This window comes from Tardiphaga alba (assembly GCF_018279705.1).
GTDB lineage: Bacteria > Pseudomonadota > Alphaproteobacteria > Rhizobiales > Xanthobacteraceae > Tardiphaga > Tardiphaga alba.
In genome coordinates, this window is record NZ_CP036498.1 from 3,928,747 (window position 1) to 3,954,137 (window position 25,391).

Sequence of the window (25,391 nt, forward strand, 5' to 3'; positions counted from 1 at the left end):
CCCACCGGTCACCTCGAATAAAAGCCGTTCTGAGAACCCGACCCCATGCAATCAACAAACTCTCGTTGGTGGCGTGGGGTCGGGTTCTCAGAACGGCGCAAAGCGCCCGAAGGACGGGCCAAAAACAGACGTGACCTGCCCACCCGCGGTGGGCGGCGCCTGGGGCAGCTCCCACGCCAAGCGGCAGGGCAAGTGAAGCGCCGTTACGGTGCCGCAGAAGCGGCGACCGCAGGCTGATGACGGAGTTGATGCCGAGCATCAGGCAACCCCTCCGTCATCTGCACCGCGGCTGTGCTTGCCGAGCCACGCGAGAAGATCCGTCTCACGTTTGGATGCGCGCTCACGCTCGCCAGCCAACTCCCCCTCAAGGGCGCGACGGTCGCGCTCATGCCGGGCTTCGCAAGCCGCCAGGATCGCCTGCTGCTGAGCCACCTGCTCGGACAGCGTCGCCACCTTCTCCTGCAACACCGCGTTCTCGGCTCGGTGATCGGACAACTTCCCGGTCAAGGTGTTCGCGGAGGCCGTAAGCGTGACCACCTCGTTGGTGCGGAGCGCCACATCCCGCTCCAGCCGCTCAATCTCCGCAGCCGAGCGAACCCGATCAAGCTCGCGCGCGCGATTAACGTCATCGAGCGTTGCGATCGTGCTGTCGCGCTCGGCTTTGGCGGTCGTGGCCAAAGCGAGAGCGGCCTCCACCGCGATGCTGTTATCCCAGGCTTCATCGCCAGCCCCCGAGGCAGCAGCTTCGAGGTCGGCTTCCCGTTCGTCAGCCGCCAGCCTGTCAGCCGCAAATTCCGCCGCCTGCTGCGTGAGTAGAATCTGATAGTGCTCGGACATGGCCAAACGATCGATCGCCCGTCCGGCCTGGAAGGCCCTCGACAGATTGTCGAAGGCGATGCGGGCGGCTTCGATTGCCTTGTCGACCTCAGGAAGGTGCGGCAGACCATCCGTTGCAGCAGCTTCGCCCTTCTTCGTCCGGGAGCGACGAGGAGCCTGATCCCCCTCCATCGGTTCGATCAGCTTCATGGCCGCGCTGGCCATGCCTTGGGATTTGCTACCGTGTTCGGCGGCGACCATCTCCCGCGTGATGTACAGGTGGGACGCACCGGCGCGAAGCCGGCGATAGGCTGCGAGGTATTCTTCGAATGTCTTTCGCTTGGCGTACTGCATGGCCGCCACCGTTTCCAAGGCTTGGTCGCGTGTCATCGTCGTTCCTTCCGGTACTTCCGGTAGCTACCGGACGCCTCGGAAGGTCGCATCGCGCACGCTTCCGCGGCGCCGAGGCAGGGTTACGATGATATTCAGGATGAAAAGGCCGGGCGCCGCGCGGGTCCATCAAGGCAACACAACGCGGACGCCTGAGCGTCCGCTCGGTTGCTTGAGACCGAGGGGCCATTTTTGGGCCGCCCGACGCCACCGCGTTTTAATCAACCGCGTCCCAAACGGGTTAAGGCTTTTTGCGCCGTCCGCGTTCGCGTCCGGGGTACCCGGCGGATCGGCTATCCGCCTTGCTTGGCTACGGTACACTCTCATACGAATGTACAAACCATGGGTCTAACGGTTCACCTCAAGACCGGCGAATGCCGGATCAAATCAGCTAATTGCCCATACCGACACAGTACAACCAGCTTATCGCGGAAGCGGAGGATGTCTTATAGTATGCGCGCCGATCGAAGATGAGCAATCCCACCGCGCAGTAAAAAAGCCGTTATCACTAGTGATGCTCTCAGAACATCGACAGATTGCGTTCTCATATGACCTAAAAGGTATCCTTCGCCAGACGCGTCGGTAGTATTCGGCGGAAGAGAAGGTTCGCACCTGCACGGCGAGGAGAACACTTACGAGCTGTGCCGGCGTGAAAGCATTGCGGCCTCGATGTATTTTGGATGGTCGAAAGAGTTTCCGGAGGCGGGAAAGCGTCGTCTGGCCGGTGACACAGCCCGCGCCACACGTCCGGCGAGGTGAAGGATTTTCGCCAAGAGACCTCGGCGTCGCGTCCCCCGAACAGGCCGGTGGAGACTCCAGCGGTGTAGATCGAGCTTGAACACCGGCCGAACCGTTTCCACCGCGAATGTCCTAATTATAAGAGCTGCGTCCTGCCCCTACGGCGCTTCATCCAAAAATCCATCGCCGCCACCTGTGAGTGTTGTCGGAAGTGCGAGAGCATAAGCCATTTATGCCTCGTCGGATGATTTTCGACACCGTGTTGTGCGACCAGTTGATCGCATAATGCTGTCTGAAGCAACTGAGGACGAAAATTGATTTTGAGGGCACGCTCTGCGAACGAACCTATCCGGTGCGCACCGTCTCGAATGTATAGGCACCATTCCTGGCGGAGGTGCCGACTATGTATTCTTCCAGACACATCTCCGATGATAGGCCAAATATCCCTTATGTCCCATCCGAAGATCGATCGTCCGAACCTGAGGACCGCAGAGTGCATAACGCGCGGATTCGTCTAAATGCGGAGAGATCAGAACGTTGCCATGGTCGTCAAAAGAAATCAGACCTGCATCGAAAGCTGCGTCCCATAATGCTGACAATAAAAGGCCATTATGTACATCGAGTCGCTGCGCATCGTTCGAACAGGCAGACCAAGGCATAATATGCGAAGCTCTTAGCAAGGCGGGGCTCGAAATGCCACTCAGTGGGCATATTCCGTTCCAGTATTGCATTAGGGCATCTCGGAAAATGTGCTGACCAATTCTAAACTTTTCAGCACGCTCGCCCTCGGTTTCGCCAATCCTTGCGACCGCCCTTTCGTATCTCTCAAGAGGAAAATCGGGCAGGCTTACTGACAAGCGATACACAGCCTGGACTCCGAGACGTAGGTCGTCGAGCGTGGCAAAACGGAAGGCGCCAGCATGGCCCCTAGCGCACGGCGTTACGAGTTGGAAATTCAGAGTCCTAACCACGCTCGGCAACAGCAGTGATAGAAAGAACGGACCCGATGCACTACAGGCCGCCAGTCCAACTTCTCCGGGCGCGATGGCCGATCGGAAGAAGATCCAGCCGCCGGCCTCTTCCGGACCAATGCGATAGCCATGCTCATTCGCGGCATCTCGCAGCTCGGAAAGAAGGACGAATGGATAAGCAACGAGACGGCCTTCTGTACTGATCATAAGTCGACCCTGAGCAAGCGCCGCGCGGGCGGATCGCCGTGCAATTTAAGCTGCAGGTAGGGACGTGCCCTGAACTCGGTTGGAGGCGCCGTTGTTGTGGTGAGGACGTACTGAAACAGTGGCTTTCCGCCGACGCGTTCTAGATCCTGAACGATATCGAATAGCCGTCCATAAATCGATAAGCCAAGGTCGGCTTCACGTGGGCTGTCGTGAAGCACAAATGACGGCACACGCGTCGCGCCCTCGATACTCATGCACATCGCAGCGAGGTCGAACGCCAAAACCTTGAGAGATTCTATCGCGGCTGTCCTGCGATCGCCCCCATGTCTACCGACAGATCAAGCCCATTCCCGCGAAGGGTGATCCGCCCCTTTGCACCGTGGCCGACCAACCGTCGGACGATCGGGTCGAACTTCTCGCTCATGCGTCCGAAAACGCGGGCCTGTTTGTCGCGAAAGGCGCCCAGCCGCTCCTTCTCTTTATCAAGTTTTATGCCCAGTTCGCACAGTCGCTTGATGCCCGTCTCCTGCGTTTCGGAGAGTTCGGCAAGGCGCTCTATATCGTCCTGGAGCCTGCGCGCAACGTACCAAGTTGACTCTCGGCCATCGCGAGCCTGCTCGATTTTTGTAACGTAGTCGACGGATTGATCTAAGTGCTGCTTAGCCAGAGCAATCTGCGGCATGAGTCGTGTCTGATCTTGCCGCAAATTCTCAATTCGCTTCGCTTGGGCGTCGTGATCAGCTTGTCGTTGATTCCAACGCTGCAAGCAGGCGTCCGCGTCTGGAATTTTGTGTGAGAGCTTGCATCCCTCCGCCAAGGCTCTATCGATGGGGACTTCGCAGATCGGGCAGATCGGGCTATCGGCCTCTACTTTTGAATAGGAAAGTCCCGGTAATTCTCCGCGTATCATCGCCAACGCGCGTTCTTCAGCAGGAATAAGAGCCCCGATCCGGATACGCTCGCCTTCGAGGCGTACCCATTCATTTCTAGCAGCCTCTCGTTGCGTGCGTGCTGCGGCAAGTTCACCGCTGCCGGCAGTCGGGACGTTGCTCGCCGACGCCAAGAGTGCGGTGGCTGACCTTCGCATGAGGTCGATCAACAATGGTATTTCTGGAAGCGCTTGCCCCTCAAGGCCCAGGCTCACAACGAGCCGCGCTTGCGTGCGATCGATTTCCCACCGGCGATGGCCAATCTCCTGATCCAGGATTCGACGCTCCTCGCTGAGGCTACTAACTTCACCACGCGTGGTCTGTTCTTCGGGCGTGATCGCCATCAGAAACGAACGGAGCGCCTCAAGCCTTGGTCCCTTCTCCTGTCCGCTCGCGGGCATCGGTGTATCGGAGTCAGAGGATGGCGACCGCCAGTCAAGCACATCGTCAAAGCGACATTCTTGGTCCCGCGTGAGCCAAGCGAGCGCGATCGGCCAAATAAGGCCGTTTGCTTGCGGGCGAACCAATTGGGCAAGCGCGGTGGTGATGATTTGCTGATCAATCGCTTTGACGAACGGCTCCATTCCCGTTGAAGCCCCTCACCTGCGGCGATCTCGTCGAGATTTCCGCCTGGTACAGCCATATGTCGCCGACGCACGCCAAGTGGGCGAACGATCGCCCAGCAGATTCCGTCTAGCATGACCTCGGCACCCACGATTCCGTTCAGGAATGCCGTGCCAATCCGATCACGCTGCGGCTCCGTGGCGAAGCGATCTTCACCAAGACAATAGCGGATAAGCCGACAAAAGAGTGTTTTTCCACTACCGTGCCCAACAGCATTTGTTTGACCTACGGAAGCCGCATCGTCTGCTCCGTCGGGTGACCAGACAATGTTCAAGCCAGGACGAAGCTCAATGTCCCGCACCTTCTCTCCACCGGGCTGCTTCCATATGACAAGTCGTCGAACCCAAAGCCGCGGCCCTCCAACCCTTCAGCGGGTGTGACCGTCAGCGGCTGCGGGTCGAGAAGGTCAGGCTGCTGCGGCATTAATCACCCACTGCTGTATGTCAGCGGGCAGCGAATCCACCGCCGCATCCAGGTTGATGTCCTGCAGCGCACCGAATACGAACCCTGCGCGACCGTCAGGCCATCCGGAAGTATCGATAGCGTCCAAACCGGGGCCAGATGCCCATGTTCTACGCTGGGCATCCTCCACCAAACGTCCGTTACCGCGGTGGTTTCGAAGCGCAGCGCCCCACGCTGGGTTGTTCCTTGCGACGAATGTCGCGACATTGTTGGCAAGAGGATCGGCCTCTGCCCCTACCAGGCGGCTCCACTCGGCCGCTTTGATTGCGGGCAAGAGCGGAGTGAGCAGGCGCGGCTCGATGGCGAAAGCGACAACGAGACGTACATCACGGATTGGCTTAGGATCGTCCATCGTCTTAAGAATCGCAGCCAAGACGACGCCAACGTCCCCCGGCTGCGATTGCGCCGTCCGAGCCCAGACGTTGTCGGGAAAGGTATCTACAAGCAGCTTTGCACGAGATGTTCGAACCTCGATCGGGTTCGCCACTAAATGCGAGTTAGACAGCCGATCGTAGGCGTCAAGCACGAGACGCTGAGTGCGAAATTCGTTAAAGCGACGTTCTTCATTCGCTTTGAGCACACGAAAGGTCTCTGAGGGATAATCTCTGCCCTTCACGTCGCCTGGATCGAGCACATACCTCAGTTCGTCTCGGGATAGGCCGTATTTAAGCGCATAGAAGGCATCGAGCTCTGCTCGCAAGTCCATGCGGCGATCTTCGTGCCAACCGAACGCCGGTCCATCATACCCAAGATCCTCGGCCCAAGGACGCATCGCGTGACTTGTATATGTAAGTTCCAACACCCGCTCAGCTACAAAGTCTACGCCCTGGGAGGAGAAAGACGAGGGCGAAAGGACTGGAAACTGCTGAACGAAGTAGAAGCTCAGATTAGTTCCACCGACTTTCTGTCTTGCGGCGAAGTCCGCTGTTAAGGACGAGGCGCTGGCCAACAATACAGCGGCTGCCTTCGGATCTGGGACAACTGTGTCCCATAGGAAGATACTATCGCCTACGCCGACCTTGGGCAGGACACTCGGTATCCATGTTCTCTCGTCCGCAGTCCTGGCATTTCTACGCCACCCCATGAGCCAGCGTGGCTGCTTACGAGTAAGTAGCGCCGCGGCAAGAGCGAGAGGATCACGCGAACCGTAACTCAAGAACTCGATATCTTCAGCAGTCAGCGGCGTCTCTCGCTGCATCTCCCGCCCATTCCCAATGGTCTTTATTTCCATTGCGAAGCGATCGGCAGAGCTTCCCAAGATTGATCGCCAACTGTGGTGACCTAATATCCGCGCCAGCTCGGACTCCTGGAATCTTTCCCCACTTGCGGCCCAGTATCCCACCAACCATTCCGTAAGGCTCTTAAGGATTCGATCCGCATTACCCTCCCGAAAGCCTCGTTTGAGGCTCGCAGGAACCCGGGCCAGACCAACCTTCACATGCTCTTCTGGTACCCAATAGCGTGGCGTGGTCTCGAAGTTTGGATTCTGCTTCTCAGCTGACGTACAATCCCGGGCCCCCTCCTCGTCATCAACCGATCCGCCGGCATAGGTCGCCCAGCGGTGATCAAAAAGATGAGCCATCTTAGCTTCGTACAGCGGAACACGACGTTCGCTTGGAGGGTCGCCGCGGCGAATCCAATCTACTCCGTCGCGAATCCAACCTTCAGTTTCTAAGGCCTGCGCAGTCGCAAATAGATGAGAGTCGTTGGACATGTGGAATAGCGTTTGGAACGTGATCCCCATGGGTTCTCATCGCCGCCGCTCTCTTCGCTCCGTTGTTCGATTAGCACCGGCGCTCGAACATAGAGCTTTGCCGTGATGTCTGCATCCGCACGCGACCGAAATACAGGCGCCGTCCTTGTGTTCGGATTTATACGCGCGATCTGACTTGAGGTGAGTTTGAAACTCCGTCGGGGATCGTCGATATCTTCGATATTCTCGATATCAAAGCAAAAGTCGGCTGCTCCCCCAGCCTCACCGATCATCAAGATACAGAACGCCTTCCGATCGTCGGTGCCTTTGAACCAGCGCCGTATTTCGTAGAAGCTCAGAAGTTTCATCAAGCGTGAGCGCTCGATAAGCTCACCAAAGAAGGCGGAAGTCGAGAGATCGGTCGCAATGCCCGTGGGCACAATGACCCCGCGAATCCGCGTGGGTTGGTCAATTGAAAGAAAAGCTCAGCAAACAACGCATAAGTGTTGACATCGCCTTTACCCGTGAGGGGATACCTGCCGGCCGTCCGAACAAACTCGCTGCTTGCCTCCGCGTTACGCTTGGCAAACTGAAAGTCGGCCCAGAGTTGGCCGTCAGGCGAATCTCGTTCGGCCTTCTCCAACTTCTTGATGAGCTTTTCACGTTCAGCCTTATTGCGAGCACCGGCAATGTCTGGTGAACGGACCGCAAAGAACTCTTGCTCCTGTAGCTTTATGCGCTCCCAAGGCGGATTGCCGATAACTAGGTCAAACCCACAGCGGCTAGGGTCTGGGGCGTTGAAAATTCTTGGAAACTCAATGTGCCAGTGAAACGCCCGCACCACATCAGAGATCTTGCTCGCGCCATCCACTAGATGCTGCGGCACGTCCTGGCCTCCCGCTGCATTCCACACGTGTCCGGTAATTGGCAGATCATCGAAACTCGACGCAGCTGAGGATTTGCGAGCAAAGTACGCAGCTGTATGAAGATAAGCGGCCACATAGAGATCGCTCGCCGACTTCAGCCGCTGCCAGTCAGGCGATGCGCGCAACTCGTCAAATCCACGAATTTTAGCTTCTATCTGCCTCAGATCGTCTTCTGGTAATGCGTGAATTCTTTGGTCGGCGCGGGACAGGCTGTCCGGAGGCCGCAGTTCCGATAGCAAGCCGGTCGCGCCTTTGCCATCTCGCTGCTGCTTATTGTACCGTCCGTATGCTCTGGCGATTTCCTTGTCATCGCCCGTGAGTGGCTTGTATGCCTCGTCAGGGACCCCTCTCTTCAACATTTCGACGTCAAAGACGCCGATGAGGCTGTCTCCACAGCGGATATTACTGTCAAGGAAAGTAAGCGGCTTACCGGGCTCTACGCTTTCGATCCACATGGCAACCTTTGCCAACTCCACGGCCATTGGATTGCGATCCACCCCGTGGATGCAGTGGCTAGCGACGTCGCGCATGGCTGCTGGGTAATCTGGCGCTTCGGTGCTCCGCAGGAGCGCAACACGGCTTGCCATTCTGCGTGCCGCGCCAAGAAGAAAATGGCCGGAACCGCATGCTGGATCGATCACGGACAGAGCGAGGATAGCCTCTGCACCGCCTTCGGCCTCGGCGCGTTCGAGAGCCGGATTGAGCACGCCATCAAGTAGTGTCTGCACCAGGCCATCTGGTGTATAGTAGCTACCGCTCGTCTTTCGTGCGTTTCCGCGGGCCTCTGCACCGCCTAAAAAGGAAAAACGACGACCACTATCTTCCCGGGTAGGCACCAGTTCAAGAAGCCCCTCATAAACCGATCCCAACTCCTCCGTCGCCATATCGCGCCAGTTGATGCGGAGGCGCCGGCCGTCTTCAACCAGCCAGCTCAGCTGGAATATCGCGCGCAACAATGCTCGATTTGGCAGCTTCAAATTATCTAGGTCGGATGTTCGCCCTTGAGCAAAAAGCGCACCGAGAGGCGGCAAGCCCAAGAGTTGCTCCCCCGCTGCAATCCTCGGAAGACGATCTTCGCTGCTTCCCACGCGTCATGATGATGGTCGTGCGCCGATCGCCGAGTAGAACGTTCCCTCATGTGATTGAAGCTGTACGCAGAGGTGTAGAGTTCTCGTGATGAGACCGATGCGTCGGGCGAATGAAGCAGATCACGATCCTCCGCCACAGCGAGAAAGATCAGTCTATATACAATCCGCAAAAGCTGTTCGAACCAACCGTGGATGTCGAGAAGACCGTCATCCAATTTGCTGCGGAGCTCAGGGTTGGCATCGAGAAAGCCTTGCCCAAGGGCCAGCAACGCCTCCTCAACATTCTCTCTGAGCCTCTCACGCGCGGCGGTGCCCGCTTTAAGTCCGCTTTCACGCCACCTTTCTAATGCACAGTCTACAGAAGAAGCCCCCTCGGGTCCAAAACGCGTTGCGTGGACGAGCAGCCAAGCTGCTGTGAAATCCGAGAACATCTCATCGCGGAAAATCGCACCCAGGTCCGCTTCGACGTATGTTGGGCGGGTGAAGCTGGCGTTATCCCGCATGAGGCGGAGGCGGTCGCCAGCAAAAACCAGCCCCCATAAGAACTCGGCGTTTGCGTTGAGCCAATCCTGGAGCAACACGCTCGGCGAACGCCTTGGGATCGTGCCGCTATGATCGTCGCCAAGCTGAGCAAGCGATTTAGTGAACGCATCTGCTTCAGACAGAGGTGCGGCCACGACGATAGGCACCCTGCCGCCCTTTGCCTCGAGGGTGATACGATAAGTATGACCATTCTGCCGGTGAAGATTTGGGCCGCGTAGGCCTTCAAACCCGAATGCCTCTTCAAGTAGGCTCTTAACAAAGGCTGTAGTCTGAATCTCGGTCGGCGCAGTTAATCTGGCATATGCCTGCCAATGCGCTTGGCCGATCCTGAAGTAACGCGTGATCTCGTCACGCAGGTTCGTTCCTTTGGGGCAACCGTACTCCGCGGCTGCTTTCTGGTCTGGAGCGGTGGCGGCGATCACCGCGACCTGATCGGGGGAGATCAATCCTCCCTCGATTGAGACGGCAGTGAGCCCGATATTGGCAGCACGCTTGAGATGCCGGGCCATCACTCACCCTCCGGAAGTAGGACATAGAGACCTATGACGTCCGCTGGCAAAACAGGAACGACCTCGACCGTCACCCCGCCGCGCGCGGCTTCCGTCAGCCGGAGATGGTCGGCAGAAAGCACCGCTCCGCGTTCGGCGGCGAAGACCTCTATCGCCGATTGGTAGCTCACTAGTCGTTCGTGAGCTCTCTGGAGCTGACGCGCAGCCGCCAGTCCATCGAGATTTCCGGCCGCCTCTGCCTCGAGAAGCTCGAGGGCGGAGTGTCCTTCGAGAATCGGCGTCGGAACCAATCCGCCGAACGCGATCCCTGTCGCTTCCTCGGCCAGCAGCAAACGGTTTGTGCGGCCGCTGGTGATGAGCTTGAAACGAAGGCGCAACAGCATCAGTGTTGTCATCTGGGCAACGGCGCGGGTGCGCCAGGCTCCACACCTGCCAAGGGGACGGAATGCTGCCCCATCCGGATCTAGCGCCCCCTCCGCCAAGCTTTCTGCTAAACTTGCAACTATGGGATGGACACGCCCGAGGTGCGTAACACCCGGCGCCGGATTATCCTCAAATCCAATCGTTCGCGTCCCACGCAGACCACGCGCCTCCAAGCGCTCCCTGACGGCGTCAGGCATTGCATCCAGATGCACTTGATGATGTTGACCGGCCTTCTGCAGTGGCGCACCGGCGCGCTTCAAAGCACGTTCCGTGAAGCGCGCAACTTCGGTCGGGCCACCGTTCAGCGCGCGCATCTGTTGCCACTCCGGCAGCACGTCATCGGGTTTCAGCGCACCTTGCGCATAGCGCGCGCGGCTTGCTTTCGCGTTTTCTTCGGCGTCACGCCATTTGCTCTCAAGCCGCTCGCTTGAAAGGCCGAAGTCGAAAGCCAACTGCTGCCGATGTCCGCCCGCGCGAAGCATGAGTGCTTGCATGAGCGCGGATGTCACGCCTTCGCTGTCCTCGGGCATCGGGACCGAAATGCCCGTCGCCTTACGAATAGCGTCCGCTTTCCGCAGGATGACCTGCAAGACTGCGCCATCGATCGCACTGTTGTCACCGAAGATCGTCACGGAGCGGACCACCGGCGAACGCTGACCGAATCGGTCGACGCGCCCTTCGCGCTGCTGATGACGGGTTGGATTCCAGCTCAGGTCGTAGTGTACGACGGCATCGAACAGCGCTTGCAAATTGATCCCCTCGGACAGGCAGTCTGTCGCCACGAGGATTCGGCTCTCGGAATCTTCAAGCCGATCGATGCGAGACCGCCGCTCTTCAGGCGGCAGCCGTCCGGTCACTACTGCCACGTCTGCCTTTGGCCAGGTACGCTTGATCTCTTCGCCCAGCGCCTCCGCCGTTGCGATAAACCGGCAAAAGATGACCGGTTTGGCTCCTTCCTGAAGCAGCCCTTTTAGAGCCTTCAGCAGCCGTGCCACCTTAGGATCCTCGCGACGGCGGCGATCAAGGGTCTTTGCAATCGCGATCAGCTCGGCAAGATCACCACGCTCTTCAGCGCTCGCGCTGGCCGTGCCGGGCTCCACGTCGCCTTGGTCGAGCAGGCCTTCGTCTTCGTCAAAGACAACGGGCTGCATCGCCTCTTCGTCCGCCACTCCGGACAGCCGATTGCGCAGTGCATTCGCTGCAGCCGCCGGTGAGGAGCCGACGCATCGCATAAGCGCGAGCGTCCCCCAAAAAGCGAGCCGTCGACTGCGCTGGTCAGCGCCGGCGCGCTGCGTAACTGCAAGACAATAGTCCAGAACTCGATCATGGAAGGCGCCGAACTCGCCGCTGAGACTAAAAGGCTCATCCTTAACCTGGTGAACAGCGAAAGTCCGCTTCTCGTGCCAACCGGACTCAGTGAGATCGGGCCGGCGGCGCTGGACATAATGTTGAGCGAGGCGGCGTGCATACCGTGCGCGCGCATTCTCATCACCCTCGGGACCTCCCGCGAAGTCCGGGCTAATGAGGCCTAACAGACGATCGAACGCCGCTTCATCACCACTGTGCGGCGTGGCCGTCAGCAGCAGCATATGGCGTTGATCATCTGAGGCGAGGCGTTCGAGAAGCTCGAAACGCTGATGTCTTCCGCGATCTCCGCCGATGCAGGCATGCACTTCATCAACGATCACAAGGGATGGGCACGCCCGAGCAAATTCGTCGCGGCGACTGTCAGCCTTGATGTAGTCGAGGCTGACGACAGTGTGTGGATAAGCTTCAAATAGGCTTTGAGCGGCAGGAAGACCGCGCTCCAGGCTGCGCGCCCTGGCCGAGGTCACGGCCACAGCGTCAATGTCGAACTTCTCTGCAAGCTCACTCACCCATTGCTCGACGAGATGGGGCGGACACAGTACGGAGAAGCGGTCGATCAGGCCACGGTCGAGCATCTCGCGAACGATTAATCCCGCCTCGATCGTCTTGCCGATCCCCACATCGTCGGCAATCAGCAATCGCACCACCGGCAGCTTCAAAGCCATCATCAGCGGTACAAGTTGATAGGCGCGCGGCTCCACGCCGAGATGCGCAGCGCTTCGGAACGGGCCAGCGCCACGGCGGAGCGATAGGCGCAGCGCGTCTGCCAGCAAACGCGCACCATCCTGGGTGTCCCGCCGCTCGGGTGTTGGTGGAGCAAATCGCGCAGGCCTGACGGGATTGACTTCAAGCGCGAGCGCAATCCGTTGCGCATCGGCTTCTGAACCTGACAAGGGCCGCACATTGAGGATGTCGTCATTTGGAGACGGAAGGACGACCCATTCGCGTCCTCGCGCCTCGACAAGATCCCCCGGTGAAAATTTGACCGCTCCCACTACGCCGCCCCAACAACTCAACCAAATCCCTCGGCGCGGCTTCGCCAGGCACCTCGGGAAGCTTGACGATATCCACCCCAAGTCGGCGCATGCCGCAGCAAGCCTGTTCGTTACAAGGCCTGACACCGCCAACACCTGAAAGCTTGGCCAATAAAGTTCGTATAAAGTGCCGTCAACCGTGCGCGGGACGGGGCTGGCAATCCCCACCGGCTTATCGCACCAACCCAGCCACTTGCGGCCTCCGAAGGCTCTGCCTGCACAACCTCAGGCTCTGCAAGCTGGCAAAGAAAGGCCGTGACCTCCGCATCGCGACGATCAATCAGATTATGGTCGGGCTGGTTGAAGTAGGAGAGCAGGCAACGGTAACAGCCAGCGACACAGGCTTCCGGCCGCTCCTTGAGACCAGCCCCATCCGGCGCGAAATCATAGTGCATGAGATCTAGCGCCTGACGGGCGATCTCCGCCGTTCGACGCGGATCTGAGACAAGGCGGTTCAGAACACCTGCTCCGCCCTCGGTCGCCTCATAAAGCAGGATTGCCTTGCGGTCCTCGCGCGCAGGCAACGGCTCGCCCAAGAGTTCGCCTTCTTCAAGCTCGGCAACAATCTGGATACCTCGCAGAAGAGCGTGCTGCAGAGTTGCCATCTGCCGCTCGTCGAAATTTGCAAGCGGCCGTACCAGAAGCGCGTTCTTATGGTCCTCGACGATCGGCACGATCCGCTGCGACTTCGGGATCGAGACATCCATGTCATCATCATCCCCGCCGTTGAGCGTATCCTTCACCCATCGGCCTGACGTCGGATCGATGCAGAACCCGTTTATCGACTTGGACTTCCGACGACGAAGTCCCTTGTTGACGCGCGATAGCTTCGCGCGCGCGCCATAATCTAGAAGCAGCAACGGCCCTGCTTCCGAACGCAAGGTGAGCGTGCGGATATCAGGAACGCCCTTTTCGAATTGCCACTGAAAAACGGTCTGGATCTCAAAGCCGCGCCTTTGCCGGTCTTCATCATTCGCCGTGATCCGAGACGACGGCGCCGTTTCGACATTGTCGATCCGATAGACATTGTCGAGCCGATCCACACCGGCCAATGACGCGCCGCACGCGTGGCATCGCTCGAGCTTGTCATCAGTGTGAGCCGCTCCGCACTCGCTGCACAGGATGAGGCTCGTGGTTGCCAGTTTGCCGTCGTCGAGGCGACCGTGCGCCGGCAGCTTCGCACGGACAACCCGGTAGGCGCGCCCCTCGTGATAAATCAGGCTGTTGGGACCGAACTCGGAAATGGCGAGAAAGCGCGGCCTTTGCAGCACGGCCGCACGTTTGGTCGCAGGGATAAAAGCATAGAGCGGGAGACGCGGGAAGTTGTACCCCGGCAGAAATCCTTCGGTCGCCAGATATCGATAAGTGTAAAAATCGGAACCGTTCGAAGCCTGTCCTCGCTCGAGCATGTCAAGTTCTTCCGTCGCCCGGAAATGACGGCGCGCAGCCTCTTTGCGTTCGCCCGGTTTGAAGGACGTCTTCTGCTGGATTTGATGCGCCTCATCCTGTTCACGGCGTGCGCTTCGGTAGAGCTCTCTCCACCGACTGAAGCTGCTTGCGAAATTCTGCGCAGCTTCACGGTTTGTTTCATCAACGAAGGCGTCGATATCGGCGAGCCACGGCGCGTCGGCCAACTCGACCGCGCTGACGGTCTGATCAAGAAGGCGGCGCATCGTAGGCTTTGCGGCTCCGTTTGCAGCAAGCTTTTCGAACGCCGCTTGGATTGGATCGGAGATCGGCATCTCCGGTGTTGCCATGTTCAAGTTTTCAGGGATGGCTGGCTTCAGCGGCACTACGGCTGCCGCCAGCCATTCCGCATGGAGGTGGCTCCGCAGCAGGTCGCGATTGGCAAGATCGAGGGCCGGCGGCTTCACCACGCCCGCGACAAGCCCTTGTCGGTTGTTGAAGTAATATTGGTCGTGGGGGACTGCGCAGCACAATAGGTGACGACTAGCGCTGCTTGACCACTACGGCCAGCACGGCCGGCTCGCTGCACGTAATTTGCCGGTGTTGGCGGTGCATTCCGGAGAAAGACAGCGTTCAGCGCACTGATATCAACACCGAGTTCCATCGTCGGAGAACAGAAGAGCGCCGGAAGGAAACTGGCGGGTTCGCCCTCTTGGCGCATTTCGTCCCGATTCTGGGCGATCCTTTCGACATCTGACTTCCCGAACCGAAACCGATCTTCGCGCCAAGCACGAACTTTTTGATCGACTTGGGCGGTGTGCTCCCGAGCCTCGAAGGCGAAGGGCAAATTACCTTCCTGCCCGAGCATTTCGGCGACATCCTCGTAGAGCGTGCGGAAAAATGGATTTTCGCGTTTCCCGTCGGCCCTCTTGATGGCTGGAAAAAGGCGCAAGGCGGTCGATGACAGGCGCCACGCAGGAGCTTCTTCGCCGGTAACCACCCGCCGGACGACCTGGTGGTTTTCGGCCGCACGCAGGAGCGTGGCGATCACATCGTTATACTCCTTGACTGGAAGCGGCTCCCCCACAGATCCTTGCTTCGCAGGGCCTTACCTAAGGCTGTCCGCCAGCCGGCTCGTACAATCAGTACATCTTCTGCCGCGCTGATCTCCGCCTTGCTCGGCGGATCAATCATCAGGAATCCGGCCTGCCGCAGTTCCTGTTCTTCGTTTTGATCGATCAGCCAAGGATCGCGCAGGTGATTTCTGGACGTCTCGGCGATTTGCAATATCCGCTGGCGATCCAACGCTTCGGTGGCAATCGCAAGGCCGCGACGCATATAGTCGAAAAGCAGCGTGAAGAGTCGGGCCCGTAATTGGGGCGTGCTCGCCGCCAGTCGCGGATTGACGGAAAACTCCTCGTCATCGCTTGCGAGTTCACTCAGTCCCGGAAACCGCACCTCCACTAAGCCGGCTTCTTCGAGATTTGGATTGGTAAAGCGCCAGCCCTTCCGAAGATCCGCCCATACGCGATGTGCCAAGATCGACGTCAGCACTTCCTCGGCGGCCTGTCTGTTGTGGAATCCCTTTACGCGCGGATCGGCCATCCAATCGGAGAGCCGCCGAGATTCCTCCAGATCAAAGCCAAGCGCCCTGCGAACAGCTTCCCCGAATCGAACGTCTGCAAGGCCCTTATCGCCTGCGTCCCGCACGGCACGTAGTATACCGCCACGTAGCAAGCTGACGAAAATGAAGTCATTGAAATGCCCAGCCTGGAGGGCCGCGTCCTGCCGGTTGTCTGTGAATCCCAGAAGCTTCCGTGTGCTTTCCTCAAGCGTGCCGTCGGCCTCCATCCACGCCAGGATGGTCGAGACGATGAGCGTTGTCGCCGAACTGCGGCCTTCAGCCGACAGACCTGCCAGTTTGTTGATGTCACGTGCCTGTTGAGGCGGCTGATGGCGGCAGTGGGGGCAGAAGCGATATTTGCCGCCGAAGAACCATGCGGGCACCCCATCGTCGCCGAGCGACCCATCAGGCTTCACATGTAGGAGTTGCCCCTCGTGTTTGCCGCGATGGCCTCCTTTGAGGCGCTCTTTTCCGGCCGGTGTGGTCTCCTGCCAGTCGTCGGGATAGTCAGCGACAGCGCCCCCGAACTGGAAATCGGCATTGACCGCGGGAATTAAGAAGCCAGCAAGCGAGCCGTCGGGTTCTGGGCCTTCACTTGCTGGCTCATCGATGGCCCGCGCGAGAACGCGTGTACCATCGAGCGCGTTTTCAATGCGAACGCTGTGGTGCTCGTGACCGCATTCTCGGCAAAAGAAAACAGGATACAAGCGCGCGTTCGGGTCAAACGGATGAAAGACCTGCCCCTCTAGCACGACACGGCGGGCGTTAGCGGGCTCGATTGTCGCATACGCGTGCCCGGCACCCGAAATAAAACGATGAAGTTTGAACGCCAGAAAAGCACGATCGCCGGCACCACCGCGAAGATCCTCGCGACGCCCCATCAACGACAGCATCCCAGCAAGAGCAGTCCTGCATTCGCCAGAAGGAATCTTTGTCTGAGCCGCTAGTTTGCAGGTCGCATCGCTCAACGTCATGGGCGCGCGTCGGCGCAGCTTTTCGCCTTCAGCGAGCCCGATCTCGATCTCGATCCAGCAGGCCAGCGGATTGCCGTACAGCTCTTTGTCCGAGAGCTTGGCTGGGATTGGCATTCGGATCGCATCGACGAGTAATGCTCCGAGGCTTGTGCTGTTGATAAGAGGGTCCGTTGCACGGGCAAGATTCTCGTCGATGATCGAAGCCGAACTCAATTCTTCTCCAAAGATCAGCTTGCCAACGCGAGCGACAGCACTCGCTCGCTCGGTCTCGTCCGGCGCGCTTGACATCGTCGCGGACGTACCAATGCAGAGTAACTTGCGCTCTTTGACGAGGCGATCCTTGACGCGACGCACCAGCATGGCGACATCTGCTCCCTGGCGGCCGCGATACGTATGTAGTTCATCCAGGACCAAGAAATCCAAGCCGCATGCATTGGCGATGACAGCACGATCCAGCTCGTCCTGCCGCGTCATGAGCAATTCGAGCATCATGAAGTTTGTGAGCAAGATGTCGGGCTTGGCTTTGGCGATCGCGTGTCGCTCCGCATCGCTTTCCTGGCCTGTATAGCGACCAAAAGTCGGGCGAAACTCCTCTTCGACCCCCGAGCCACCTATGAATTTTTCAAGTTCCTCGAGTTGGCTGTTGGCCAACGCGTTCATGGGATAAATGATGATCGCGCGTGTCCGCTGGGCCTCGCCCGCGCGCCGCGCGCGCACGACCGCATCTACGATCGGCAAGAAGAAGCAAAGCGATTTTCCCGAGCCCGTACCGGTTGTCACGATGAAGCTTTCACCATTGCGCGCTTTCGCGACAGCGCGCTCTTGGTGGCGATGAAGCTTGATCGGCACCCGGTCTGGACCGCTTGCGAATATCTTGGTGAGGGCCGGATCGAGCACACCCTGGGCGACAAGCCCATCAACGGTGTGACCAGCTTCAAAATGCGGATTGATTGTGATGAGAGGCTCAGGCCAGAAACGCTGCTCCTCGTAAGCAGCGTCGACCTGAGCGCGAATTTCAGGCGCGCGGATTTCCGAGAAGGAGCGTGCAAATGACTCGTATCGCTCAATCAAAGCCTGATCGAGATTGAATATGTCCAAGACGCTCCCTCTTCAGGCTTAGTGCTTCAACTAATGTTTGAAGCGCGCTTTTATGGCATCCGGAAACAGAACGTTGCCGAAATCGCCTATCAGCATCAGATCCCCAGCTTTCAGATAGACTATCGCAAATAAATGCTTCCACTGCTCTCACTTCGACAATCTGTGCACCGTTTCCAGCAAATACGCTTCCTTCTTAAACGAGGGCCATCAGAAGTTGCATAAGGCAACGGACTCGTGATTAATATTCCCACGGTGGAAGGTCCGATTCGTCGGGATAACTCCCTTGGAAAACATACAAGTGTCCGCGCCCCGAACACACGACCTATGAGCTTGGCTGTTTGTCGCTTCTAATTCTCAAGTCGCCGCCCAAGGGCCTGTTCTGGGCAGCTCCCTCCGATGGAGATACCGACTTTACGCCGGAGGATCCACTCGCGCTGGATTACCTCGGGCAACAGGTCGGGCTCTGGCTTTTTAGGGACGTCACCACGCGCACCAGCCGCGCGCAGAACTACGCAGTCGTGCTTTACGGCCTAGATCTCGCCGACAAAGCCCTGAGTCAATATGGTTATCCCAGCGATGACGCGATGCGTATTCGTCTTTTCGAACGTTGGGAAAGATTCTGGGCTCTCGCGACGCTTCAGTACAGAGAGGGCGCCGTTCCCAGCGGGGACGCGGATGCGATGAGAGGCATCCTGGGTGTCAAACGGCATTGGACGCCGGGCAACAAGCCACTGCCTCTCGATTTTACTCTCATATCCCGCCAAAGCGAACTAGGTGGCCTTGGCGCGTACCTGTCATCACTGCGGAGATACGGTCTGGTCGTCGAGGGTTCTTTACGTGTCACCGATCGGGCGCGCGGGATCCTTGAAAGCTTCTGGTCTGAACCGGGCAAACGAGATTCAGCAAAGCTTTACGAAGCCTACGCGCTGGAAGCCTTGAATCTCGACGAGTCCGTCATTGCCCGCGAAAGCGGCGCAGTTACGCTTGGGGGATTGGGTCGTAGGTCTCGGTTGTCGGTTCTCGGCGAGCAAGGCCGCACGCAACAGCAAGACCGGTTGTGGGATGCGCTCTTCGAGCAAGCGAGGGACGGATCAACGCTTCCTCTTGCGCAACAGCTGATCAGGGCAAGCGCGCACGGCATCCTGGACACCGAGACGCTGATCGACGGGATGCTCGCTGAGCGGTGGGCACCTGTTCCCGCCGCAGTGTCTGCCAAGCTTCAGGCCGCACGCGCTTTCGGATGTCTGGCCAAAGAGGTCCTCGGGAGGTTCAACCGCGCCTATGGTTACGTGCACGATCATGGCTGGGCTGCCGACGCAGCGGACGTTGCCCATGAAGCCTTTCCGGCCGGAGAGATGGCGAGGCTGCGCTCGTTCTGCGCGGACATGCTATCGGTGGCCGATGTCGTCCGATTTAGGAAGCTGCAATTCCACGGACCGGACTTCGTCACCCTAGTCGGAAGATTGATCAGCGCTTCGGACGCGTCCGATGCTCTCAACCAGCTCCTCGCCTACCATAGGGCTGTGCAGCGCACCCGCAGGGGCGGCGGCGCTTGGCTGCGGGACCAGCAGGGGAAACTGGTCCTCCAGGTCGCCGACTACGGCGGCTATCGGTACCCGATCGCGTTCCCGGACCTGAAATTCGGCGTGGTCAGAAGGCTGCTTTCCGATCTGGGGAGGATCGCTTGAAGATCGAAACAGGTCGCGTGCTCGATCGGCTTCCGGCCGAAGAACGATGCCTGGGCGCAGTCTTCACCTCCTACAGCTTCGATCCGGCTTTCTTCGAGGAGAACGTGTTGCGCGCGGTGCTCCGGTTGACATCAGATCCAGTCGAGCAAGCCGAACGCTACCATAATGAGGCCCGTCGCGCGCTGCAGGAGACGCCTGTCGTAGTCGTCGTCGATGCGGGCGAACGTAGAGCCGGCCGCCGGCTGCCGTACGACCTTCTGGAGGTCTCGGAGGCCGTCTTCCATCCAAAATCTGTGCTGCTTCTCTACCGCGACTTCGCCCGGCTGCTCGTCGGATCGGGCAACTTGACGCGACCGGGTTTCGGCGAAAACACGGAGCTTTTTGTCAGCACTGACATGATCTATGTGAGCGGGCCCGACATCGCGCTTCTTGACAGCTTCGATGCGCACCTCGGGAGGATTGAAGCCCTCGTGCGCCGGACCGGAACGCAGCTTCGCCTCATCAGGGAGGAAATCCGGAGAAGGTTGCCCACCGCGCAGTCCCCTGCTCCATCGGCCGGACTGCCATTACTCGACTCGACCGCCGGGCCCATCCTGGATCAGTTCGCCGCACTCATTCCCGCTGGCGCCATCGTCACCTCCGTCGGAATGCTCGCTCCCTTCTACGAGACGGACGATATCGACGCGGTCGTTGCCGACGATACGTCGGTCTTCGGTCTGCTCGAGAAGCGCGTCGGTCCCGAGGCGACTCTCGATATCGGTCTTCGGTGGGAGAACCCGCAGATCCAGCCCACCGCGCCTATTGAACTGAGCGAAGGCTTGAACCGCATCTGGGCGATGAAGACGGCCGAAAAGGATGCGGATCTCACGTATCTCGTGCCGACTGACCTGACGCGGAACACAATGGCTTATCTCGACGGAGCCGGACAGCGCAGGCGGATGCCTCTCGATCAGGCGACCACGTCGGTGGAGGATCGGACGTTGTGGATTCAGCCCGATCCGCTCGCGTTCGCTCCCCGGCAGGCGATCGCGAACGCTTCGGATCGCTTCTCGAAAGTCCGCTACTGGCTCCATCCTGCCAGTCGCCTCGTCGACGGTCGAGCGACCCACCGTCCGCTGCATGCCAAGATGATGGCGATAGTATATCGCTCCGGCACGCGTGATACGACGCTGATCATGATGGGGTCCGCAAACATGTCCCGGCGCGCGCTCCTTCTGAAGTCCGGCAAGGGAGGCGGAAACGTCGAACTCGGACTTGCTTTCGCGATCGAGGGACATTTCGAACTGCGCGACTTCGTTCCCGACCTCGTCCATGCCCCACCATCTGCATGCAATCCCGCGGAACGGGAATTTCCCAAGAAGGATCCAAACTTCGCGCTTGCGATCGACCAGGCAAGCCACGATCCCGGCTCCAAGACGCTTCACGTGTCGTGGACGCCGATGGCGGCGGCCTTAGCTTCCTGGCGGCTGTCCTACGACGGCCGCGACATCGCCTCTTCCGTCGAAGCACCATCGCTGGCTGTATGCGTAAAGGATTTCACGCTCAATCCATCGACGGCCGAGGTCATCCTCCACGTCGACGGGAAGGATTATTCCGCGCCCATTCTCGTCACCGATCTCGTCGGATTGCCCGTCACGTCTTCCGGAGCCGGTGTCGGGCTCGAAGAACTCCTGCTGCTTCTTTCGCGTCGCATAGGCACTGAGCGGACCTTGCTGATCGCGGAGCGACGCAACTCCAAGAACGGCGACGGACTGACCTCCCTATTCGGGAGGGGTTCTCTCCAACGGACGTGTTCAAGGCCTGGTGGTGCGCGGCCGAAGACCTCGCGGATGTCGATCTCTCTGTGCAGGCTTTCCGTCTGCGGCTCGAGGGCGCGCTCGGGATCGAAGCTGCCTGGTCATGCATGCTAGAAGCGGTCGATCAATCGACGCTGTCACGCGAGGAGTGCTGGTTCTACGGAGCAGAGCTCCTCCGCACTCTGTCCGAATTCAAGTTGCCGCCTTCGCCGGAAATCGATGCGAAGCAGCGTATGATGACCGCCTTCAAAACCGGTGTCCGGTCGGACATAGAAGCTATCCGCCTGTCGGCGGGAACGCGGCCCTGGAAAGATCTCGTCCTCCGCTTTTACGGGGAGACTACGGCGTGAGCGCGATGACACGTGAGGATCTGCGCACATTCCTCCTGTTGGGAGCGCGGGCGGAGCGCGACGGGATCACGATGGCCGAAATCGAGCGCCAGGAAGACACGGTCATCCGTGCGCTTGCCATGCTCGATGACCACCCCGGGCTCCTGCTGGCCGACGAGGTAGGAATGGGAAAAACGTTCGAGGCGCTTGGCGTGATCGCGGCATTCAAGCACCGCGAACCGCGCAGCAAGATCGTGATTGTCACCCCGGGCCCTGATTTGAACAAGAAATGGTTCTCGGAGATCGAACGGTTCGGCGAAATGTACGACTTCACAGGCGCAGCGTGCAAAGCGGGCACGCTCACCGAACTCATTGAGGGCATCCGGAAGCATTCGATCGTGGTCGCGCCTGTGACAGTGTTCCAGAGCGGTCGGGGGACCGGCGACCAGACTTATCTCCTTTCACTTTACTTCTGGTGGAAAGAGCTCCATGGCCACACCGCTAATGCGATCCTCGCGCGCTTCAAGGACGGCGACCAAGATCGCGTGGATGTGACCGACGAGAAGTTCCTCGGTGTATTCGACCTGAAGCGTCTGGAACCGCATCTGCGCGCCGCCTTCCGCAGAGGCAAGTCGGCCGGCGTGGCCGGCCTCGACGACCTTTACGAGAGCGGGAAGCATTCGGCATTCGAAAACCGTTACGCCGTGCAACAAGCGCTGTACCGCGCCCGGTTCATACTTAGCGGAAAGCTGCTCCCGAAGATTGATCTCCTGATCGTCGATGAGGCGCACAAACTAAAGAATTCGGGATCTCTGCGGACCAGGGCGATGCGGAACGTTTTCGACCGGCGCTTCCGGAAGGCCGTGTTTCTGACGGCGACGCCTTTCCAGCTGGACGTCTCTGAACTCAGGGAAATCTTCTCCTTGTTTTCCGGCGCAAAGGACGCTCCGGAAGATCTAAGCGAGCGCATCGACACGCTGCTCGCGGCGGTCGGCGAGTATCAAAGGCTATACGACGAATTCCAGCGGAGCTGGTCTCTGCTTGATGCAGAAGCGGCTGCACGGTTCTGCACGGCCTACGATAGCGGTGCTGACGTCTTCGAGGCGACCGACGATCCCGCCCTCGAAATCGTTACCAAGCAGGTCGCGGCGCTGACGAAGCTGAAGACCGAAGCGATCGAACCCGGCTTCAGGGAATGGATGATACGCAGCCTTCGCGAAGACAAACGCGTTTACAGGCGGCACGAGCGGCTGTTTGTGGCACCGTCGGGCGCGAATGCCCTCCCGTTCCTGATCTACGAGCGCTACATCGCAGAACTCTTCCGCAGAGGTCGGACGACGCACAAGGCCGCCGTGGAGATCAATATGGTTTCGTCCTTCGCGGCTGCGCGCCAGGGAAGCCTCCTCGCGGAAGAATTGGAACGCGTGCCTGCGCAGGCAGTGCCCTACAAGACCCTTCTGAACGATATGCTCGGTGAAGTGGATGACGACGAGCACGAGCATCCCAAGCTCATGGCCACGGTCAAGGACGCGCTTGATGCTGCAGACAGAGGCGAGAAGACGCTGATCTTCTGCTCGAGGGTCGCAACGCTGGCGCAGCTACGCAAGGATCTCGACGCCATCTGGGAAGACCGGGTGCTGGAACGTTGGCGTCGCGTCTATCCGGGCGCCGCAGCCGCCGAGATATTCGACACGCGCGAGGCAGACGAGAAGCGGCACGTCGGCCGGCATTCACAGCTGCAGGCGCGATTCCGCCGGTCGCAGGATGCGCTCTATCTCGCTTTGCGCGAGTCTTACCTGGGAGATGAACCTCTAAACCGATTGACATCTCATGACCTTCGCCGCGTCGTGGAGGACGCCAACGCGATCCTGCGGACGCAGACGACGGGAAAGACCGTCGCGGACCGGGTCGATTATCAGCTGGCAAAATACTGCGTCGAACTCGCCGTGCTCCGGCTCCGCCATCCCAAGGATGGTCGGGAGGTCGCTCGGCGCGAGCACATAGAGACGCTCCTGAAGTCGGCGCAGACTCGCCGCGGAACGGACCCGGGCGAGGAGGCCGTCATGCAAGACGACGCAGGCGAACGGCCCCGCTGGGCCATATCGGAACGCATGGCCGAAACCGTCCTTGGCCGCGCCGGTTCGCTTTGGACTTCGATGTCCGAACTGCTCGACCCACTGAAGTTGCCTCTGAGGATCACTGTTGTCGAACAGCTCGCGAGGTACCTGACCTACAAGCAGGTCCCTTTCTTCGCTGATCTTCTGGAAGCAGCCCAAGCCGCCGGTGTCGCGACGGATAACGTGGAATCCGCGGCCCTACTCGAATTCCTTCCGCAATTCTGGGAGTCCGCCCCAGGCATACGCTGGTCGAGCCTCATCCGGAACTTCCTCGCATACTTCGTCGAGCGGACAGAACAACAGCAAGCGGACATCCTCGATGGACCGATCAGAAGCGCCGATTTCGCGCGTCACACCCGCGACGGAGAAAGCCGGGAGAGACTGCGCGAGGCGTTCAACACACCGCTCTATCCCATGATCCTCATCGCGAATGAAGTTATGCAGGAGGGTTTGGACCTGCACAAACACTGCAGAAGAGTCGTTCATCACGACTTGACGTGGAATCCCGCACAGATCGAGCAGCGGATCGGGCGAATTGACAGACTTGGTTCGCTTACGAGCCGGCTTCGGATGGGCGATCCGGAAACGAAACTCGACGTGATATATCCGGTGATCCGCGGCACGATTGATGAGCGGTTGTACCGGACCGTCAAGTCACGAGAAAAGTGGCTTGAGTTCCTGCTTGGTGCCTCGCCCGACTTTAGTGAATTTGCCTTCGGCGACGAAGACCCCACCCTCTCCCCGACCGATTGGGAAGAGAGTTGTCGATTAATTTAGCCCCTAAAGTGCCGCAAACAGATCACGAGAACGGAGGTTTCCCTCAGCTCTAGCTCTGTCCTAATATTTCGGGAGATTTCCTTTTCGCCACTGACGAGATGCCAAAACTGCCCGAAAAGCAACTGTCCACTTCGGCATGTCGACCGGACTTACATGCTAATGGCCCGACGTCGGCGCCCGTAAGATCACGTTGGCGGTCTTGAAGTTGATGATGAAGAATTCGAGCTCGCCTCCTGCGATGTCCGGCTCCTCAATGCCTCGATTCCCAACGCCTCGCTCCGAATACCCAAGAAGACGTATCCTCAGATCACTAATAACGAACGAGACCGACGCTTACCGCCATAGAGCAGACGGCCATAAGAACTTCATTTGCGTGCCGAAAGTTGTCAAGCTGGCCTTGCAAGCCGTACGACCATTTCAGGCCGTGAAAGAGATTGTTCCGGAGCCTAAAAATGATAACGAGCAGCCCCTTCAAAACGCTGCAAGCTTCGCTAGACGCACCTGACACGAACAGTTCGGCGATCCCCCTTTGGTCACCTCTCCGAAAGTGCAGATGTTGATCGAATGCCGCGGTGAAGGCGCCATTTGAATAATATCTCGTCCGAAAATGAGCGATCGCCGGCCGCAGAGGAGAGATTTTAATAGCGCCGAGGGAATCAAGTTTATCTACCAGCGAAAGAAGCATTTTCGTGCTGCCACGCGTGCCGAGCACCGTGCCCTCGAACAGACTCCATAGCATCGAAAAATCGCGAATGGCCGCGCGCTCGTCTTCGCACAGCGCTTCGAACCCGGGCACGTTCACGCGCAACCAATCAATCGGTTCCATCCAGCTCCCTCTTTTTGCTAAAGGCCAGCGTACG

Annotated in this window: 14 protein-coding genes and 1 pseudogene; 4 read left to right on the forward strand and 11 right to left on the reverse strand. The window is 59.0% G+C overall.

Annotated features, from left to right (window positions below; all coding sequences use genetic code 11):
- Nucleotides 1-258: 258 nt before the first annotated feature.
- Nucleotides 259-1,206 (reverse strand): hypothetical protein, encoded by a 948-nt coding sequence (locus RPMA_RS18695; RefSeq protein WP_211909191.1) that lies wholly within the window; start codon nt 1,204-1,206, stop codon nt 259-261.
- A 514-nt stretch (nt 1,207-1,720) separates the two neighbouring features.
- Between RPMA_RS18695 and RPMA_RS18700 the strand changes: the two are divergent.
- Nucleotides 1,721-1,991: pseudogene (locus RPMA_RS18700) on the forward strand (hypothetical protein); the annotation flags it as partial.
- A gap of 354 nt (nt 1,992-2,345) precedes the next feature.
- Here RPMA_RS18700 and RPMA_RS18705 read toward each other — a convergent pair.
- From RPMA_RS18705 to RPMA_RS28120, 9 genes are all read right to left on the reverse strand, one after another.
- The gene (locus tag RPMA_RS18705; RefSeq protein WP_211909192.1) at nt 2,346-3,122 is read right to left on the reverse strand and encodes an HNH endonuclease; all 777 of its coding nucleotides are present in this window, start codon (nt 3,120-3,122) and stop codon (nt 2,346-2,348) included.
- A gap of 295 nt (nt 3,123-3,417) precedes the next feature.
- Nucleotides 3,418-4,635 carry a hypothetical protein gene (locus RPMA_RS28105; RefSeq protein ID WP_249225284.1) on the reverse strand — a complete coding sequence of 406 codons (1,218 nt, stop codon included), beginning with the start codon at nt 4,633-4,635 and terminating at the stop codon, nt 3,418-3,420.
- A gap of 446 nt (nt 4,636-5,081) precedes the next feature.
- Nucleotides 5,082-6,881 carry a hypothetical protein gene (locus RPMA_RS18715; RefSeq protein WP_211909193.1) on the reverse strand — a complete coding sequence of 600 codons (1,800 nt, stop codon included), beginning with the start codon at nt 6,879-6,881 and terminating at the stop codon, nt 5,082-5,084.
- Between the two features lie 316 nt (nt 6,882-7,197).
- Nucleotides 7,198-8,793: an Eco57I restriction-modification methylase domain-containing protein gene (locus RPMA_RS18720; protein ID WP_211909194.1), complete on the reverse strand. Its 1,596-nt coding sequence runs from the start codon at nt 8,791-8,793 to the stop codon at nt 7,198-7,200.
- Nucleotides 8,739-9,896, reverse strand: a complete 1,158-nt coding sequence (locus tag RPMA_RS18725; RefSeq protein ID WP_211909195.1) for a hypothetical protein — start codon at nt 9,894-9,896, stop codon at nt 8,739-8,741. The genes RPMA_RS18720 and RPMA_RS18725 overlap by 55 nt, the downstream gene beginning before the upstream one ends.
- On the reverse strand, nt 9,896-12,682 hold the full coding sequence (locus RPMA_RS18730; RefSeq protein ID WP_249225285.1) for a DEAD/DEAH box helicase: 2,787 nt from the start codon (nt 12,680-12,682) through the stop codon (nt 9,896-9,898). The genes RPMA_RS18725 and RPMA_RS18730 overlap by 1 nt, the downstream gene beginning before the upstream one ends.
- A 110-nt stretch (nt 12,683-12,792) precedes the next feature.
- On the reverse strand, nt 12,793-14,595 hold the full coding sequence (locus RPMA_RS28110) for a DUF1998 domain-containing protein (RefSeq protein ID WP_249225286.1): 1,803 nt from the start codon (nt 14,593-14,595) through the stop codon (nt 12,793-12,795).
- Entirely contained in the window at nt 14,592-15,179 is a 588-nt protein-coding gene (locus RPMA_RS28115; RefSeq protein ID WP_249225287.1) for a helicase-related protein, read from the reverse strand. Before RPMA_RS28115 ends, RPMA_RS28110 begins: the two co-directional genes overlap by 4 nt.
- Nucleotides 15,176-17,824, reverse strand: coding sequence for a DEAD/DEAH box helicase (locus tag RPMA_RS28120; RefSeq protein ID WP_249225288.1), 2,649 nt, complete (start codon nt 17,822-17,824; stop codon nt 15,176-15,178). Before RPMA_RS28120 ends, RPMA_RS28115 begins: the two co-directional genes overlap by 4 nt.
- A 338-nt stretch (nt 17,825-18,162) precedes the next feature.
- On the opposite strand from RPMA_RS28120, the gene RPMA_RS18740 reads away from it, so the two are divergent.
- The 3 genes from RPMA_RS18740 (at nt 18,163) to RPMA_RS18750 (ending at nt 24,531) form a co-directional block, all read left to right on the forward strand.
- Nucleotides 18,163-19,512 (forward strand): hypothetical protein, encoded by a 1,350-nt coding sequence (locus RPMA_RS18740; protein WP_211909196.1) that lies wholly within the window; start codon nt 18,163-18,165, stop codon nt 19,510-19,512.
- Nucleotides 19,509-21,422 carry a phospholipase D-like domain-containing protein gene (locus RPMA_RS18745; RefSeq protein ID WP_211909197.1) on the forward strand — a complete coding sequence of 638 codons (1,914 nt, stop codon included), beginning with the start codon at nt 19,509-19,511 and terminating at the stop codon, nt 21,420-21,422. Before RPMA_RS18740 ends, RPMA_RS18745 begins: the two co-directional genes overlap by 4 nt.
- Before the next feature lie 241 nt (nt 21,423-21,663).
- Nucleotides 21,664-24,531: an SNF2-related protein gene (locus RPMA_RS18750; protein ID WP_249225742.1), complete on the forward strand. Its 2,868-nt coding sequence runs from the start codon at nt 21,664-21,666 to the stop codon at nt 24,529-24,531.
- Nucleotides 24,532-24,841: 310 nt separating this feature from the next.
- On the opposite strand, the gene RPMA_RS18755 is transcribed toward RPMA_RS18750, so the two are convergent.
- Nucleotides 24,842-25,357, reverse strand: a complete 516-nt coding sequence (locus RPMA_RS18755) for a hypothetical protein (protein WP_211913863.1) — start codon at nt 25,355-25,357, stop codon at nt 24,842-24,844.
- Nucleotides 25,358-25,391: the final 34 nt, after the last annotated feature.